Source organism: Acidovorax sp. JMULE5, assembly GCF_013376875.1.
Lineage (GTDB): Bacteria > Pseudomonadota > Gammaproteobacteria > Burkholderiales > Burkholderiaceae_C > Acidovorax > Acidovorax facilis.
In genome coordinates, this window is the sequence record NZ_CP035951.1 from 262,097 (window position 1) to 278,742 (window position 16,646).

Genomic DNA, 16,646 nt, shown 5'->3' on the forward strand with positions numbered 1-16,646 from the left:
CATGCCATCCAGTTCCGCCCTCGGCACTGCCCCTTCTGCCGCTGCACCCTGGTGGAGGTTTGGCCATGTGTGGCTGATCATCGCCGGTCCCGTGATCGTGATCATTGCAGGGTTTGTGACCCTGTGGCTCGCGATATCGCGCCCCGATCCCGTGGTCGCGGAGGACTATTACCGCCAGGGCATTGAGATCAACAAGACGCTGGAAGCACCCGAAAAAAGTCTGTTGCCAGCCATGAAGGGCCGCAACCATGCGGCCACCCCGGTCCAGGACCAGCCGCGCTGAACCCACCTGGCCGGGCGGCATGCCTGCACGGCCTTACCAGGAGACAAACCAATGTGGATGCAACGCGTGATGTGGATTGCATGGCCGGCCTTTTTGATGGCCGGTGTGATGGAAATGCTGGTTTTTGCGATGGTGGACCCGCAAGACCTTCACTGGTTTGGGCAGCCGTTGGCATTGTCACGGCAGGGCGTGTACACGCTTGCCTTTTTTGCGTTCTGGATGATCACGATGGCATCCAGTGCGTTGACCACGCTGCTGGCGATGTCACCGTTTGAACTTAACCGTTGCCCGGTTCCCGAAGGCGAGCGCCCCGATGACTGTCGCAAGACATCATCGTGTCCTTGAGCGGTAACGCCACCTGTGGGCAGAGGTCAAGTTGGTGAGAACTGCCAGGGTGGCAGCACCGAGTTCAGTGGCAGGCCTGCTGGTTGTTCACGATGCGCTTGAGGGCCTCGGTCTCCAGGATGCGCACATGGCGCTGCTTGACCTCGACAATGCCTTCTTCCACGAACTTGGAGAAGGTGCGGCTCACGGTTTCGAGCTTGAGGCCCAGGTAGCTACCGATCTCTTCGCGGGTCATGCGCAGCACGAGCTCGGACTGCGAGAACCCCCGGGCGTGCAGGCGCTGGACCAGGTTGAGCAGGAATGCGGCCAGGCGCTCTTCAGCGCGCATGCTGCCCAGGAGCAGCATCACGCCATGCTCGCGGACAATCTCGCGGCTCATGATCTTGTGCACATGGTGCTGCAAGGCGGTGACTTCGCGGGACAGTTCTTCGATGCGGTCAAAGGGCATGACGCAGACTTCCGCGTCTTCCAGGGCCACCGCATCGCAGGTGTGGTGGTCATTCACGATGCCATCAAGGCCGATGATCTCGCCTGCCATCTGAAAACCCGTGACCTGGTCACGCCCGTCTTCGGTGGCCACACATGTTTTGAAGAAGCCGGTGCGAATGGCATAGAGCGAGGTGAAGGATTCGCCATTGCGGAAAAGGGTTCCACCGCGTTTGATCTTGCGGCGAACGGCAACGACCTCGTCAATGCGTTGCAGCTGTTCCTCGTTCAGCCCGACCGGCATGCACAGCTCGCGCAGGTTGCAGTTGGAGCAGGCGACTTTGATGGTGAGCGGGTTCATAGGCACAGGGGCTAGGTAAGGTTTGAGCATATCGCCCCATATGCCTAACAGGCTGGGCCTTTTGGGTGCGGGTGGGCGACTGATGTGCATCAAATTGTCGCTGTTCGTCCCGGCCCATCACTTGATGCAGGTCAAGGACATGGAGTGCAGCTTACGGCACAGTCGAAGTGTACGCAAGGAATTTGCCCATGACCGCTGTTTCGCCCGAGCTGCTGCGCCGTTTCGACGTGCCAGGGCCCCGTTATACCTCTTACCCAACAGCTGACCGTTTCGTCGAGGCCTTTGGGCAGGACGACTACGCGCTTGCCTTGGAGCAGCGCAGGCTGGGCTCCATGACGAAGGCCTTGCCGCTGTCTTTGTACGTGCACATCCCCTTTTGCGAGTCCCTTTGTTACTACTGCGCATGCAACAAGATCATCACCAAACACCATGATCGGGCAGAGGTGTACTTGCGGTATTTGAGCCGCGAGATTGACTTGCACACAGCACACTGCGGCACGGGGCAGGTGGTGAGCCAGCTTCACTTGGGTGGTGGCACGCCCACTTTTTTATCGGACGAGGGCTTGCGGGAGCTGATGGGCATGCTCAAACGCAGCTTTTCGTTGGCGCCGGGCGGGGAGTATTCGATTGAGGTGGACCCTCGCACCGTCAATGCGGACCGCCTTGCCGTGCTGGCGGAACTGGGGTTCAACCGACTGAGCTTTGGAGTGCAGGATTTCGATCCCGAGGTTCAAAAGGCCGTTCATCGCATACAGCCTGCCGAGCAGGTGTTTTCGCTCGTGGAGTCCGCACGTTCGCTGGGTTTTGAATCCATCAATGTGGATTTGATCTACGGCCTGCCTCGGCAGACGCCAGAGTCGTTTGACCGCACGCTGGCCCAGGTTACGCAGCTGCGGCCTGACCGTATCGCGTTGTACGCGTATGCCCATCTGCCAGAACGTTTCAAGCCTCAGCGCCGTATTGTTTCGGCCGAGTTGCCAGCGGCTGCAGGCAAGGTGTCGATGCTGTCCCGTTCGCTGGACGCCTTCATGGATGCTGGGTACGTGTATGTGGGCATGGACCACTTTGCATTGCCTGAGGATGCATTGGCAGTCGCCAAGCGCCAGGGGCGTCTGCACCGCAACTTCCAGGGCTACAGTACGCAACCTGATTGCGACCTGATCGGCCTGGGGGTGTCTGCGATTGGCCGTGTCGGAGCCACCTACAGCCAAAATGCCAAGACCCTGGATGAGTATTACGATTTTCTGAACCAGGGGCGCCTGCCCGTCGTTCGTGGGTTGGCCCTGACGCGCGACGATCTCGTGCGCCGCGCGGTCATCATGGCCTTGATGTGCCAAGGCGAGCTGTTGTTTGAGCCCATGGAGCAAGCGTGGTTGATCGACTTTCGCCACTACTTCTCTGCGGAGCTGGCGCAACTGGAAACCATGGCCGAGCAGGGGCTTGTGGTGGTGCGGCCCGATGGGGTCGAGGTCACTGCCATGGGCTGGTTCTTTGTGCGTGGCATTGCCATGGTCTTTGACCGTTACCTGCAGGCTGACCGCAACCGCGCCCGTTTTTCGCGCATCATCTGATTCTCATGATTGCTACGGTCGCCTCAACCGCCTTGCTGATGGGACTCGTTGGCGGGTCCCACTGTTTGGCCATGTGTTCTGCGCCTTGTGGGGCATTGATCGGGCAGGGCGGTGGGGGCGTGGCGTCCACAGCCGGTGGCGATGCGCAGCCACAGGCAACTCCCCAGACGGTGCAGACAGTGCAGTGGGTGCCCCGTGGCGGTGTCATTCGGCGCGCCGTCGCTTTTCATGCTGGCCGCTTGGCCGGGTACGCTGTGGCGGGTGGCTTGGCTGCATGGGCCATGGATAGCCTGGCATGGTTGACCCAGCAGACCGTGGCACTTCGCCCTGCGTGGACCCTGATGCATGTTGCGGTGATGGCGTGGGGTTTGATGATGGTGATCCAGGCGCGCCAGCCCCAGTGGGTAGAGCAGGCGGGCCGTACCGTATGGGCGCGTGTGCGGCCTCTCGTCAGTGCACCAGGCGGGGTTCTGGTTGCTGGGGGGCTTTGGGCCTTGATGCCCTGTGGCTTGCTCTATTCCGCGCTGCTCGTGGCTGCGCTGAGCGGTGGGCCTCTGGAAGGGGCGTTCAGCATGGCGCTTTTTGGCCTGGGCAGTGGTGTGTGGCTGGTGGGCGGGCCCTTGGTGTGGATTCGGCTGAAAGCAGGGGTCAATGCGAAACGTGCGGACTGGGGAACGCGCATCGCAGGAGGGTTGCTGTGCGCAGTGGCCAGCTGGGCACTCTGGATGGACCTGGTCTACAAACCGTCGTTGTGGTGCCGCTAGCCAGCAGTTCCCCCATTCGCAAGCTGCGGTGCGACGGGGTTCGGGAGGCCTCGTAAATCCATGTCTATACAAGGGTGATCAACGCCTGCCCTTGGTGAGAAAGGCAGGTGTTGCCGTGCCGCTGCGGCGCAGGCGCACTCCTTCGACAAGACCCTCGAACTGGCGATAATCTGTGTAACTATTGGTGGCATTGACGTCGCCATGTTTCACACGCCTTGAAGTGAACTCCTCCATCCTCATCGACATCAGCCAACTGCGTGTCGGCATGTACATCCAGCTCGACGTGGGTTGGTTGCACCATCCGTTCCCGGTGAGCAGCTTTCGTGTGGCGGCGGCGGAGCAGATTGCCACCTTGCGTGAGCTGGGGCTCACCGAGGTGCGGTACTTTCCCAAAAAGAGCGATCCAGAACTGAGGGAACTCGTGCCTGCAGCCTGGAGCGTGCCGGAAATGAAGGCATCGTCTTCGAGTGCACCTGAGGCTGCGACAGCTACTGCCACGGTGGACCCAGAGGCGCAGCGCAGGCGTGAATTGCTGGAGGCCCAGAACCGGACGCTGGCAGCCTGCAATCAGCGGTTTGGGGAGGCCACGCGGCAATACCAGGCGCTGGAGCGTGTGGTCTCGGAGCACCCCGACCAGGCCCGTACCAAAGGCGAAACGCTGGTGTCAGGTTGCGTGGCCGAACTCCTTGAAAACGGTGATTCTGTCATCCGGCTGTTGTCGGAAGGGGTGGGCGAGCGCAATGCCCTGCACCCGATCAACGTGATGGTGATCTCTCTGCTGCTGGGTCGTGCGTTGGGCATGAAAAGTGCCGAGCTGCACGACCTTGGCATTGCCGCGCTCATTCATGATCTGGGCAAGCTCAAGCTGCCACCGAATCTCAGGCAACCCACACCCTCCATGATTCCGATGGAGCGTACGCGTTACGAGACCCATGTGGCTGAGTCCGTGACACTGGCCACGCGCATGGGGCTGCCCCAACCTGTGATTACCGCCGTCGCTCGGCACCATGAGATGGCCGATGGCAGTGGGTTTCCGCTGCGGTTGTCGGGGCCCGATCTGGGGCGCGCGAGCCAGGTGCTCGCCCTCGTCAATCGCTACGATCGCATGTGCAATCCCGCCAATGGAGTGGATGCGCTCACACCCCACGAGGCTTTGTCGGTCATCTTTGCACAGCTCAAGGCGCGCTTTGATTCCGTGGTGCTCGGGGCATTCATCCGCATGATGGGGGTGTACCCGCCGGGCTCCATCGTCCAGTTGGTGAACGACCGCTATGCGATTGTTGCTTCGGTCAACTCTTCGCGCCCGCTGCGGCCCAAGGTCATCGTCCATGATTCCCGGGTGCCCAAGGATGAGGCTCCCATCCTGGACCTGGAAACTGTGCCCGAGCTGGGTATCCGGCGCAGCCTCAAGCCCGCGCAACTGCCGCGCGATGCGCTGGACTACCTCTCCCCCCGGCAGCGTATTTGTTACTTTTTCGAGCGTGCGGTCAGCCCCGGCCCCGAAGAGGCAGGGTCGTGACCGTTTCGCAGTCCCACGGCTGGCTCGACGGTTTGCAGGAGGCCGTCTGGCTGGTCGATGAGACCAGCCTGCTCATCCTTCATGCGAATGCCGCGGCGCAGCGGCTGGTGGGCTTGCCTGTAGCCGACATGGTGGGGACGCCCGTGTTGCGTCTGGCCTCCACGCCGCAGGACATGGCGTTCTGGGGGGAGTCGGCCCAGGTGGTTGCAGATGGCATTCATTCCCACACCAGCCTTTTGCGCGCTGACGGCACCCTGGTTCCGGTCAATCGTCAGGTGACGCGCGTTCCTGCAGAGGTCGCTTCTGGCACGGTCTTCATGCTGACCATGCTGGATCGCAGTGTCCAGGAATCGACCGAGCGCGAGCTGGAAACTTTGCTGTCTGAGCTGCGCGCCACGCTGGATTCTGCCGCTGACGGCATGCTCGTGTGCAGCCTTGATGGCCGGGTGCGGGCTTTTAATCAGCGGCTTGCGCAACTGTGGAATATTCCGCGCGATTTGCTGGTGCGGCGCGACGATGCGGCTGTCTATGCGCACATGGAGGCCCAGGTTGAGGACGCACGTGCCTATGCGGAGCGTTTGGCTGCCATCGCCCGAGAGCCTATGCAGGAGAGCACCGACATTGTGGTGTTGCGAAATGGCTTGGTGCTGGAGTTGCGCACCGTGCCGCAGTTCAGCCAGGGGCGGCCCGTGGGGCGGGTGTATTCGTACCGGGACATCACCCGCCAGACCGAGATACAGGCTAGCCTGAGACTGGCCGCGCGGGTGTTCGAGTCCAGCCTGGACGCCATCTTCATCGCCGACAGCCAGCACAGGGTCTTGCGCATGAACCCAGGCTGCGAGCGGCTGGTGGGGCCGTCTGCCAAATCGTTTGAAGGGTGCCTGGCGGCGTCGTTGTTCGGTGGTGGGTCGGACGCGGCTTTCATGGAGCAGGTGCTGCAGGGGTGGGCCAAGGAGGGTTTCTGGGAAGGCGAGCTGTGGCTGCCCCGTGACAACGGCACCTATTGCGCAGTGCAGTTGTCATGGGTGGCGCTGCGCGACGACGAAGAGCGTCTGGTGCAGAGCATCGGCTTCATGCGGGATCTGACGCTGCAGCACGCCGCCCAGAAGCGCATTGAGGAGTTGGCCTACAGCGACGTACTCACGGGCCTGCCCAACCGTCTGCTGTTGTCGCAGCGTGTGGACACGGCCATCCAGGGGGCGCGCCAGAGCGACACGGGCTTTGCCATCCTGTTTCTGGATCTCGACCGCTTCAAGATCATCAACGACTCCCTCGGCCACCCTTTCGGTGACCGCGTGCTGCAACTGGTGGCCGAGCGTCTGCAGGCCTGCCTGCGCCAGACGGACATGTTGTGCCGACTGGGTGGCGATGAATTTGTCATCTACCTGCATGGCGGTGATGCCGTGGTGGCTGAGAGCGTGGCGCGCCGCATCCTGGACGACATGCTCAAGCCCTTCATGCTTGACAGCATGGGCTTCTCCATCCAGTGCAGCATTGGCATGGCGCTGTACCCACAGGACGGTGCGACGCTGGACGATCTCATCAAGCAGGCTGACACGGCCATGTACCGTGTCAAAGAGCGCGGCCGGGGCAGCTATGGCTTTTACCAGCCGCAGATGAATGCCAATCTGCTGTCGCGCATGCAGATGGAGCATGCGATGCGCCAGGCGCTGGGGCTCGACCGCATGGCGGTGCACTACCAACCACAGGTCAACATGGCCACCGGGCGCATCACGGGGGCCGAAGCGCTGATCCGCTGGACCGACCCGGAGTTCGGTGCAGTATCACCAGGGCAGTTCATCCCCCTGGCGGAGGAGTCTGGCTACATCGTGACGCTGGGCGCGTGGGTCATGGAGCAGGCCGTGCGTGAGGCGGCGGTGTGGATGCACAGTGGCATGCCGATCATGATTTCGGTGAACGTGTCTGCGCTGGAGTTCCGGCAGCCTGATTTCGTGGACCGCATCACCCGGCTACTGGCGGTGCACCAGTTGCCGCCCACGCTGCTAGAGCTGGAGCTGACGGAAACCATCCTGCTGCAGGATGCACAGGAAATGGAGCAGCGCCTGCGTGTGCTCGCCGGGCTTGGCATTGGACTCGCCATCGACGATTTCGGCACCGGGTATTCCAGCCTGGCGTACCTGAAGAAGCTGCCGATCCACAAGCTCAAGATCGACCAGTCCTTTGTGCGTGGCCTGCCCGACGATGATGGAGACCGGGCCATCGTGAGTGCCATCATCAGCATGGGGCGTGCCATGCACATTGAGGTGGTGGCAGAGGGGGTGGAAACAGAAACCCAGCAGGCGGTGTTGCTGCAGATGCAGTGCGACCACTACCAGGGATTTCTCTGCGCGCCAGGGCTTCCTGCCCAGGAGTTTCGCGCCATGCTTGCCAGGCCCTTGCCTTTGAAAGCGCGTGGCCAGCGCAGTTCTGTCCAGAACTAAGGCAACCTGGTGCTACGGCACCCCGGTAGCATGGAGGTAGGTTCAGAGACGCTTAAAACGCCGCGATGCCCTTCCAGAGCATGTACGCCGCCAGCCCGAACAACAGCGATGCGAATACACGCTTGAGCTGCTTGACTGGCAGGCTGTGTGCTGCTTTGGCGCCCAGTGGCGCGGTGAGCACGCTGCAGGTCGCTATCACGGCCAGTGCGGGGAGCCAGATGTAGCCCAGCGAGGCGGTTGGCAATCCCTCAACGTTATGCCCTCCGATCACGTAGCCCACCACGTTGGCCAGGGCAATGGGAAAACCCAGCGCCGCGCTTGTGGCTACGGCATTGTGAATGGGCACATTGCACCACGTCATAAACGGCACGCTCACGAATCCGCCACCAGCACCCACCAGGCCCGACAGGAATCCGATCACGCCACCTGCCGCCACCTGGCCTGCGCCACCGGGCATCTGGCGCGTGGGGGCGGGTTTTTTGTCCAGAAACATCTGCGTGGCCGAAAAACTCACGAACAACGCGAAGAAGATGGCTAGGAACGAACCCTTGAGCAGCGCAAACACGCCCAGGCTCGCAATGAAACCACCGAGCACGATGCCAGGCGCCAGCCGCTTGACGATGTCCCAGCGCACGGCGCCGCGCTGGTGGTGGGCCCGCACACTGGAGATCGACGTGAACATGATGGTGGCCATCGAGGTCGCAATCGCCATCTTCACCGCCAGATCGGGTGCGACCTTTTGCGCGCCCAGGATGTAGGTCAAGAACGGGACCAGCAGCATCCCGCCGCCAATGCCCAGTAGGCCCGCCAGAAAACCTGTGGCCAGGCCCAGGACACCGAGTTCAACAATCAGCAGGGGATCGAGCATGGCGCGACGTCAGACAAAGGGGTGGAAAGAGGGGGAAGGCGGGGAGATGCCCTGTCGGAGATGCTGCAGCGTGGGGTTGCGTGGACAGGGGCATGGGGAAGAAGGTGTCTGCGAATGCCACCGGACTCTCATCCTGAACCGGGGGTTCAGGTGGGCGAGGGCAGCCAAGCGTTGGGTTCATCTGACGCGAGATGATCACGCTCACCGGGCAATGTACCAAGCCCGAGCTCGTTGAGCATTGGTTCAAGGAAATATAAAGCCCGGCGGCTTCGCAGACACTGCCATTGTAGGCGCTGCCTGAACGGGTTGAGTGTCTGGGGCCATGTAAAGCCCATAAGCTTTGAAGGGTGCAGATCTGGGGCAATCCGGCAGGCTGGGCGCTGTGCTGGGGGGCTGTCAAAGAAGGCGGCCGTCGTCGCCCAATGCCTGATCCAATCGCTGCACCAGGGCATGAAGGCGCTGCTGGTCTTCGTCGGGTAGGAGGGTTTCCTGCGTACCCGTGCTGGCAGCGGTTGCGATGGTGGGGCTGGCCGTTTTGGCGGCGGCACCTGCTGCCAGGTCGGCAGCCTCGCGGTCGGCGATTTCGAAAGCCAGGTTCAAGGCCGCCAGCACCGCAATGCGTTCGCGGGCGCGGACCTTGCCCGCATCGCGGATGCGGATCATCGCGGTATCGACACGCTCCACAGCATCCAGCAGGCGGCTTTCGTGGCCCTCGGGGCAGGTCAGCAGATAGCTTTGCTGCAGGATCTGCACCTCGATTTGCTTCATTCGGCTTCCTTGGTGACAGCGGCAGGGGCTGCGGCGGGCAGGCGCTCCAGCAGTGCATCCACGCGGGCGCGGGCGGCACTGAGGCGGGATTTGAGGGAGTCCCGTTCTTGCGTCAGCGCGGCCACCTGATCGGTCAGCAGCGCGTTGGTGCGTTGCAATTCTGCGTGGCGCAGCAGCAGGCGGTCGACGCGCTCGGCGATCTGGTCGGTGGGGGACGGTGTTGCCATACAGCCCCCGATTGTAGGGTTGCAGGCTGTAAACGGCCGTAAAATCACTCGGTTGGTGCTCGCGGTGTGGTTCACATGCCGCAGTTCAACGGGAAGCAGGGAGGCGCAGTACCACCGGTACACGCCCAGCCTGCGCTGCCCCCGCAACGGTCAGCGGACGAGTCTCTCGACTCTCTCTCCATCCATACGCCACTGAGCGCCTTGAACAAGCGCATGGGAAGGCATTGGGGGGGTGTTCCGCCAGCCCGGATACCGGCCAACACGGTGGCTGCGTGCGCCCGCTTGGGGTGCTGCGCGGCTGTATCACCCACATGCTGGCGGGAGGCCGGCCCGGGTTGTTTGTTGACGATGATCCCCATGAAAATCCGTACCCTTCGTGCGCGCCCTGTGGCGCTGCTGCGCCTGCCTGCCCACCGTGTGGCCCTGTTGACCCTGGCGGTTGGCAGCGCCTGCAGTGCGCTGGCCCAGAGTGCCCCGGCAACCGGCGAACTGCTGGCCCAGAACCTGCGCGCGCCCTCGCTCGCCGAAACCGTGGTGGCCGCCACGCGCACGCCCCAGCCGCTCGCCGACCTGGTCGCCGACGTTTCCATCGTGGACCGCGAGACCATTGAAAGCAGCGGCGCCACCGGCCTGGCCGACCTGCTGGCCCGTCTGCCGGGTGTGGAATTCTCGCGCAATGGAGGCCCGGGTGCCACCACGGGTGTATTCCTGCGCGGTGCTGAATCGCGCTTCACGGCGGTGTATATCGACGGGGTGCGCATCGATTCGCAGTCCACCGGGGGGGCACCGTGGGAGAGCATTCCGCTCGGCCTCATCGATCGCATCGAAGTGCTGCGCGGCCCGGCAGGCGCCGTATACGGATCGGATGCCATGGGCGGCGTGGTGCAGATTTTCACCAAGCGCGGCGAGAACGGCACGGCGCCGTATGTGGGCGTGGGCATTAGCAACCACAACACCACCAAGGTGGAGGCTGGCATCAGCGGGGCCAGCGGCACCGTGGACTACGCGCTGGGCTTTGCGCGCGATGACAGCAAGGGCTTCAATGCCCGCACTGTGGCCACCCAGAACCCTGACCGCGACGGCTACCGCACCACTGCGGGCCATGCCCGCGTGGGCCTGCAGGTCGATGCAGCGCACCGGCTGGAGGGAACGCTCATGGTCAATGACTCCAACAGCGGCTACGACAGCGGGCTGGGCAAGGACGACCGCAACCTGCACACCATGCACGCCCTGGGCCTCAACTGGATTGCCCAGTGGAGCAGCGCCTACAAGACGCGCCTGTCCATCACCGACTCGCGCGATGAATACGAAACCCGTCCCTCGCCCTATTTGAGCGACACGCGCCTGCGTGGCTACTACTTCCAGAACGAATGGCGCCAGGGCGCGCACCTGGTCACGGCCGCGCTGGAGCGCCGAGAAGACCGCCTCGAAAACGCCCCCATCGATGCCAAGCGCTCGCAGGACGCACTGGCCCTGGGTTACGGCTACAACGCCGCAGGCCACACCGTGCAGCTCAACCTGCGCCATGATTCCGACAGCGAGTTTGGCGGCAAGAGCACTGGCAGCGTGGCCTACGGCTACGCCATCACACCGCAGTGGCGCGCCACGGCATCGGCGGGCACGGCCTTCCGCGCGCCCACGCTGTACCACCGCTTCAGCGAATACGGCGTGGCCACGCTGCGCCCGGAAAGCAGCCGCAATGCCGAAGTGGCGCTGCGCTACGCTCAGGGCAACAGCACGTTCTCGGCCACGCTGTTTCGCAACCGAGTCAGCAACCTGATTTCGTTCTCTGGTCCCGGCACTTGCCTGTCGGACTTTGGCTGCTACGCCAACACGGCCCGGGCCGAATACAAGGGCGTGACGTTTGCGGGCTCGCACCGCGTGGGTGATGTGCAACTGCACGGCTCCATCGACCTGCAGCGCCCGCGTGACCTGGACACCGGCAAGCAACTGGCGCGCCGTGCCAAGCAGCACGCCACGTTTGGTGCCGACACGCGCCTGGCGGTCTGGACCGTGGGCGCCGAAGTGCAGGCATCAGGCCGCCGCTTCGACACCGTGGCCAACACCAACGTGCTGGGTGGCTACACGCTGGTCAACCTGTACGCCAGCACCCGCATTGCGCGCGACTACACACTGCTGGCCCGCATCGACAACCTGGCCGACAAGGACTACCAGCTGGCGCGTACCTATGCCACGGCAGGGCGCACGGTCTACGTCGGTGTGAAGTGGGCGCCTCAATGAAGCCCCCCCTGAGTCGCTGCGCGCCTTCCCCCCGGAGGGGGGACGCCACCCGTGGCCTGGCGGAGCCAGTTCCACGGTGGCACTGGCTTGGGGCGCGCCAGTTTCGTCGGCCGCTGGGTGAGTACCGCACTGGGGGTGGGGTGTGACACGCTGTCCCGCGCTGCTGATTGCAGCCCCGGCGTCCGGGCAGGGCAAGACCACCGTCACTGCCGCCCTGGCGCGCCTGCATGCGCGCCAGGGCCGGCGGGTGCGGGTGTTCAAGTGCGGGCCGGATTTTCTGGACCCGCATTGGCACCAGCTGGCCAGCGGTGCGGCAGTGCACCAGCTCGATCTGTGGATGAATGGCGAGGCCGACTGCGCGCAGCGCCTACACGCCGCTGCGTGTGATTCGGACCTGATCCTCATCGAAGGCGTGATGGGCCTGTTTGACGGCAGCCCGAGCGCGGCCGACCTGGCCCGGCACTTTGGTGTGCCCGTGCTGGCGGTGGTCGATGCCTCCGCCATGGCGGGCACGTTTGGCGCGCTGGCCTATGGCCTGCGCCACTACCGGCCGGGCCTGCCCTGGGCGGGGGTGCTGGCCAACCGCGTAGGCAGCGCGCGCCATGCCGACATGTTGCGTGACGGCTTGCAAGATGCCGACGACTGGATGGGCGCGCTGATGCGGGTGCAGACAGGCAATGCGCCTTTAGCCGCCAAGGCCGGTGCGGCGCTGCTGCCCGAGCGCCACCTGGGCCTGGTGGCTGCGCACGAGCTGGACGACAGCCTGCAGCGGCTGAACGCAGCGGCCGATGCCCTGGCCGCTACACCCCTGGGCCAGATGACGCTGGAGGACCTGCAGCGCTGGGCCGTGGACTTTCCGGCGCCCGCCTCGAAGGTTGCCGTGCCTGCTTTGCTCGCAGGCCGCACGGTGGCGGTGGGGCGCGATGCGGCTTTCTGCTTCATCTACGCCGCCAACCTGTTGTGCCTGGAGCAGATGGGCGCGCGCGTGGTGTTCTTCTCGCCACTGCACGATGCTGGTCTGCCCGATTGCGACGCGGTGTGGCTGCCCGGCGGCTACCCAGAGCTGCACACCGCGCAGATCGCCGCCAACACCGGGATGCAAGCCAGCCTGTGCGCCCATGTGGCCGCAGGTAAACCGCTGTGGGCCGAGTGCGGCGGCATGATGGCGCTGTTTGAATTCATCACACTGGCCGATGGCAGTACAGCCCCGCTGTGGGGCCTGCTGCCCGGCCGCGTGACGATGCAAAAACGCCTGGCAGCGCTGGGGCCGCAGCAGCTGACCGTGGCAGGACATACGCTGCGCGGCCACACCTTCCACTATTCGACCAGCGACAGCAGCGCCCCCGTGGTGGCCCGCACGGCGCGGCCCAACGAGGCGGTTGCGCCGGATGCGGGTGAGGCTCTGTACCAGCAGGGCAGCATCCATGCCAGCTACTTCCATGCGTGGTTCCCGTCCAGCCCCGAGGCGGTTGCGCATCTGCTGGGCGGCCAGAGCAAAGCATGACATCCGCGTCACACCCCATCACTACCGAGCTCATCCTGGGCGGTCAGAAAAGCGGCAAATCCCGCCGCGCTGAGCTGCTGGCACGCGACTGGCTGGCCCGGTCCGCCGACCACCGCGCCGTGCTGATCGCCACCGGGCAGGCCTGGGACGAGGAGATGCGCGAGCGCATCGCCCGCCACCAACGTGACCGTGCCGAACGGGTGCCTGGCCTGCGGACGGTGGAAGAGCCGCACGACGTGGCCGCAGCCCTCACGCGGCTCAGCACGCCGCACACCCTGCTGGTGGTGGACTGCCTCACGCTGTGGCTCACGCACTGGACCATGCCCGTGGGGGTGGAAGCCATGAGTTTTGAGCAAAAACAGACGCTAGCGCTTGATTGGCAAGTGCAAGCAGCTATGTTTTTGATAGCGGTTCGGAAATCCCCTGGCCCCGTTGTTCTGGTGGGCAACGAAATTGGCCTGGGGGTTATCCCGATGGGGCGCGAGGTGCGCGCTTTTGTGGATGCACTCGGCACGCTCAACCAGCAGGTGGCGCAGGTGTGCCCCCGCGTGACGCTCATGGCGGCTGGCCTGCCGCTTACCTTGAAAGAACCTCGCTGATGAAACCCACCCCCGTGCGCCGCATCCTCTGGGTGATCGCCATCGTGATTGCGCTGGGCCTGCTCATGGCCGGCTTGGCGCGTGCGCAGCCCGTGCACATCAAGGACGACAAGGGCCGCGAGGTCTCGCTGCCCCGTCCGCCGCAGCGCATCGTGAGCCTGCTGCCCTCGTTGACCGAAAGCGTGTGCGAGCTGGAGCAATGCCACCGGCTCGTGGGGGTAGACCGCTATTCCAACTGGCCGGAGGCCGTGATTGCCAAACTGCCCAAGGTGGGGGCGGGCTGGACCCGAGCATCGAGGCCGTCGTGGCGCTCAAGCCCGATGTGGTGCTGATGTCCGTCAGCTCGCGCGCCAGTGACCGGCTGGAGGCGCTCGGCCTCACCGTGGTGCAGCTGGAGCCCAAGACGCATGCCGACGTGCGCCGTGTCCTGGGCACCGTGAGCGACCTGCTGGGCGTGCCCCGTGCGCAGGGGGCCGACCGCCTCTGGCGCGTGATCGACGCCGGCGTGGAGGCGGCAGCGCAATCTCTGCCGCCCAAGGCGCGGAATGCGCGGGTGTACTTTGAAGTGAGCCGGGGGCCGTACGGGGCGGGCGAAGCGTCTTTCATCGGCGAATCCCTCACCCGGCTGGGGGTGCGCAATGTGGTGCCCGCATCGCTGGGCCCGTTTCCGCGCCTGAACCCCGAGTTCGTGGTGCGCGCCAACCCCGACATCATCATGATCGGCAACCGCAGCATGCAGGCCATGGTGCCTTACCCCGGCTGGGCCACCATGCGAGCCATCCGCGAGAACCGGCTCTGTGTGTTCGGCCCCGGCGACTCTGATGTGGTGGTGCGCCCCGGGCCGCGCATGGCCGAGGCAGCGCGCATCATGGCGCGCTGCCTCGTGGACAAATCCTCGTGACCTACGTTGCCATGGACTTGCCCACTGGTTCCGCCAGCCGCCGCGCAGCGTGGTGCGCCGCCTGGCTGCTGCTGGCCAGTGTTGTGCTGACCGTGTGTGGCGCCAGCGTGGGCAGCACGGGTTTTGACAGCGTGCTGCGCATGCACGGCGACCCTGTCGCTTGGCAGATCGTGTGGGACATCCGCCTGCCGCGCACGCTGGGCGCGTGGCTGGCGGGTGCGCTGCTGGGCCTGTCGGGCGCGGTGGCGCAGGGCTTGTTCCGCAACCCGCTGGCCGACCCGTACCTGCTGGGCAGCGCCTCGGGCGCCGCGCTGGGCGGGGCGGTGGCTATGGCGATGTTCGGCGTGTCGCCGGTGGCAGCGCAGTGGCTGGCGCGCATCGGCATCACGGGCATGGCTTTCCTGGGTGCCGCGGGGGCGGTGGTGCTCACGCTGCTGCTCGCCAAGGGCGTGCAGCACACGCTGCGCCTGCTGCTGGCGGGCGTGATTGTGGGGGTGGTGCTGGGCGCGATGCGCGACCTGGTGGAGCTGGCCTCGCCCGACATCCTGCAGGCCATGCAGGCCTTCACGCTGGGCAGCACGGCTTTTGTGGGCTGGGCGGCCTGCTTGCTCATGGCCGTGGCCTGGGCGCTGTGCTCGGTGGTTGCCTGGATGCTGGCACGTGCGCTGGACGGCCTCACGCTGGGCGAGGCCACGGCCGCCAGCCTGGGCCTGCCGCTCATGCCCATGCGTGTGGGGCTGGTGGCTGCCATGGCGCTGGCCACGGGCACGGCGGTGGCGCAGACGGGGCTCATCGCCTTTGTGGGGCTGGCGGCTCCGCACCTGGTGCGTTCCATCGTGCGCGTGACACACGAACGGCACATCGTGCTCTCCAGCCTGATGGGCGCGGTGCTGCTCATGGCGGCCGACATCCTGGCGCGCTGGCTGCTGGCGCCGCAGGAGCTGCCCGTGGGCGTGCTCACGGCGGCCCTGGGCGGCACCTATCTGCTGTGGCTCATGCACCGGCGCACCTCGCAAGGAGGCGCGCTATGAAATCAATAGCTATCAGTGCAAATGGAATAAGCGCCAGCATCGGGAATCGCTCAATATTGCAGGGCATTGACCTGCAATTGCCCGCCGGGCGCTGGACCAGCATCGTCGGCCCCAACGGCGCGGGCAAGTCCACCCTGCTCAAGGTGCTGGCGGGCCTGCTGCCACGTGTGGCGGTGCAGGGCGACGTGTTGCTGCTGGGCCGCCCGCTGGTACAGATTCCTGCGCGCGAACGCGCCCGCCAGCTCGCCTGGCTGGGCCAGAACGAAGGCTCGGCCGACGACCTGACCAGTTATGACGTGGCCATGCTCGGCCGCCTGCCGCACCAGGCCTGGCTGGCCCCGCCGGGTGCTGCCGACCACGCGGCCGTCGAGCAGGCGCTGCGCACCACGCAGGCCTGGGACTGGCGTCACCGTCCGCTGTCGCAGCTGTCGGGCGGCGAGCGCCAGCGCGTGTTGCTGGCCCGCGCCCTGGCCGTGCAGGCGCAGGTGCTGCTGATGGACGAGCCCCTGGCCAACCTCGATCCACCCCACCAGACCGATTGGCTGCACACCATGCGCGCGCTGGTCGATGCGGGAGGCACGGTGGTCAGCGTGCTGCACGAGGTGTCGCTGGCGCTGCAGGCCGACGACATGGTGGTGATGGACCAGGGCCGCGTGCTGCACCAGGGCGCCTGCGATGCGCCTGATACCCACGCCGCGCTGGAGAGCGTGTTTGACCACCGCATCCACGTGCGGCATCTGGATGGCATGTGGATGGCGCTGCCATCGATGCAGCGCGAGCACAGCCAATGAAACAAC

15 protein-coding genes, 1 pseudogene and 1 riboswitch are annotated in these 16,646 nt (G+C 64.9%); of the genes and pseudogenes, 12 read left to right on the forward strand and 4 right to left on the reverse strand.

What is annotated here, in order from left to right:
* The first annotated feature begins 1 nt into the window (after position 1).
* On the forward strand, positions 2-283 hold the full coding sequence (locus EXV95_RS01290) for a FixH family protein (protein ID WP_176885522.1): 282 nt from the start codon (positions 2-4) through the stop codon (positions 281-283).
* Between the two features lie 51 nt (positions 284-334).
* Positions 335-628, forward strand: a complete 294-nt coding sequence (locus tag EXV95_RS01295; protein ID WP_055395203.1) for a hypothetical protein — start codon at positions 335-337, stop codon at positions 626-628.
* A gap of 64 nt (positions 629-692) precedes the next feature.
* Here EXV95_RS01295 and fnr read toward each other — a convergent pair whose 3' ends face one another.
* The gene (gene fnr / locus EXV95_RS01300; protein WP_121506925.1) at positions 693-1,415 is read right to left on the reverse strand and encodes a fumarate/nitrate reduction transcriptional regulator Fnr; all 723 of its coding nucleotides are present in this window, start codon (positions 1,413-1,415) and stop codon (positions 693-695) included.
* Positions 1,416-1,603: 188 nt separating this feature from the next.
* Here fnr and hemN point away from each other — a divergent pair, with 188 nt between their 5' ends.
* The 4 genes from hemN (at position 1,604) to EXV95_RS01320 (ending at position 7,710) form a co-directional block, all read left to right on the forward strand.
* Complete coding sequence (hemN, locus tag EXV95_RS01305; protein ID WP_055395207.1) at positions 1,604-2,986, forward strand: oxygen-independent coproporphyrinogen III oxidase; 1,383 nt, start codon at positions 1,604-1,606, stop codon at positions 2,984-2,986.
* A gap of 5 nt (positions 2,987-2,991) precedes the next feature.
* Positions 2,992-3,750, forward strand: a complete 759-nt coding sequence (locus EXV95_RS01310; RefSeq protein ID WP_176885523.1) for a sulfite exporter TauE/SafE family protein — start codon at positions 2,992-2,994, stop codon at positions 3,748-3,750.
* A gap of 220 nt (positions 3,751-3,970) precedes the next feature.
* Positions 3,971-5,269, forward strand: a complete 1,299-nt coding sequence (locus EXV95_RS01315; RefSeq protein WP_176885524.1) for an HD-GYP domain-containing protein — start codon at positions 3,971-3,973, stop codon at positions 5,267-5,269.
* Positions 5,266-7,710: a bifunctional diguanylate cyclase/phosphodiesterase gene (locus EXV95_RS01320; RefSeq protein WP_176885525.1), complete on the forward strand. Its 2,445-nt coding sequence runs from the start codon at positions 5,266-5,268 to the stop codon at positions 7,708-7,710. Before EXV95_RS01315 ends, EXV95_RS01320 begins: the two co-directional genes overlap by 4 nt.
* A 52-nt stretch (positions 7,711-7,762) precedes the next feature.
* On the opposite strand, the gene EXV95_RS01325 is transcribed toward EXV95_RS01320, so the two are convergent.
* From EXV95_RS01325 to EXV95_RS01335, 3 genes are all read right to left on the reverse strand, one after another.
* Complete coding sequence (locus EXV95_RS01325) at positions 7,763-8,578, reverse strand: sulfite exporter TauE/SafE family protein (RefSeq protein WP_176885526.1); 816 nt, start codon at positions 8,576-8,578, stop codon at positions 7,763-7,765.
* Between the two features lie 396 nt (positions 8,579-8,974).
* The gene (locus EXV95_RS01330; RefSeq protein WP_121506920.1) at positions 8,975-9,346 is read right to left on the reverse strand and encodes a cell division protein ZapA; all 372 of its coding nucleotides are present in this window, start codon (positions 9,344-9,346) and stop codon (positions 8,975-8,977) included.
* The gene (locus EXV95_RS01335) at positions 9,343-9,573 is read right to left on the reverse strand and encodes a hypothetical protein (protein WP_055395219.1); all 231 of its coding nucleotides are present in this window, start codon (positions 9,571-9,573) and stop codon (positions 9,343-9,345) included. The genes EXV95_RS01330 and EXV95_RS01335 overlap by 4 nt, the downstream gene beginning before the upstream one ends.
* A gap of 36 nt (positions 9,574-9,609) precedes the next feature.
* A riboswitch (cobalamin riboswitch) is annotated at positions 9,610-9,849 on the forward strand.
* Positions 9,850-9,930: 81 nt separating this feature from the next.
* Between EXV95_RS01335 and EXV95_RS01340 the strand changes: the two genes are divergently transcribed.
* From EXV95_RS01340 to EXV95_RS01365, 6 genes and pseudogenes are all read left to right on the forward strand, one after another.
* On the forward strand, positions 9,931-11,814 hold the full coding sequence (locus tag EXV95_RS01340) for a TonB-dependent receptor domain-containing protein (RefSeq protein WP_176885527.1): 1,884 nt from the start codon (positions 9,931-9,933) through the stop codon (positions 11,812-11,814).
* A 142-nt stretch (positions 11,815-11,956) separates the two neighbouring features.
* Positions 11,957-13,318: a cobyrinate a,c-diamide synthase gene (locus EXV95_RS01345; protein ID WP_176885528.1), complete on the forward strand. Its 1,362-nt coding sequence runs from the start codon at positions 11,957-11,959 to the stop codon at positions 13,316-13,318.
* Entirely contained in the window at positions 13,315-13,917 is a 603-nt protein-coding gene (locus tag EXV95_RS01350) for a bifunctional adenosylcobinamide kinase/adenosylcobinamide-phosphate guanylyltransferase (RefSeq protein ID WP_176885529.1), read from the forward strand. The genes EXV95_RS01345 and EXV95_RS01350 overlap by 4 nt, the downstream gene beginning before the upstream one ends.
* A pseudogene (locus EXV95_RS01355) lies at positions 13,917-14,818 on the forward strand (ABC transporter substrate-binding protein). Before EXV95_RS01350 ends, EXV95_RS01355 begins: the two are co-directional and overlap by 1 nt.
* An 11-nt stretch (positions 14,819-14,829) precedes the next feature.
* Positions 14,830-15,849 carry an iron ABC transporter permease gene (locus EXV95_RS01360; protein WP_176888905.1) on the forward strand — a complete coding sequence of 340 codons (1,020 nt, stop codon included), beginning with the start codon at positions 14,830-14,832 and terminating at the stop codon, positions 15,847-15,849.
* Complete coding sequence (locus tag EXV95_RS01365; protein ID WP_176885530.1) at positions 15,846-16,640, forward strand: ABC transporter ATP-binding protein; 795 nt, start codon at positions 15,846-15,848, stop codon at positions 16,638-16,640. Before EXV95_RS01360 ends, EXV95_RS01365 begins: the two co-directional genes overlap by 4 nt.
* Positions 16,641-16,646: the final 6 nt, after the last annotated feature.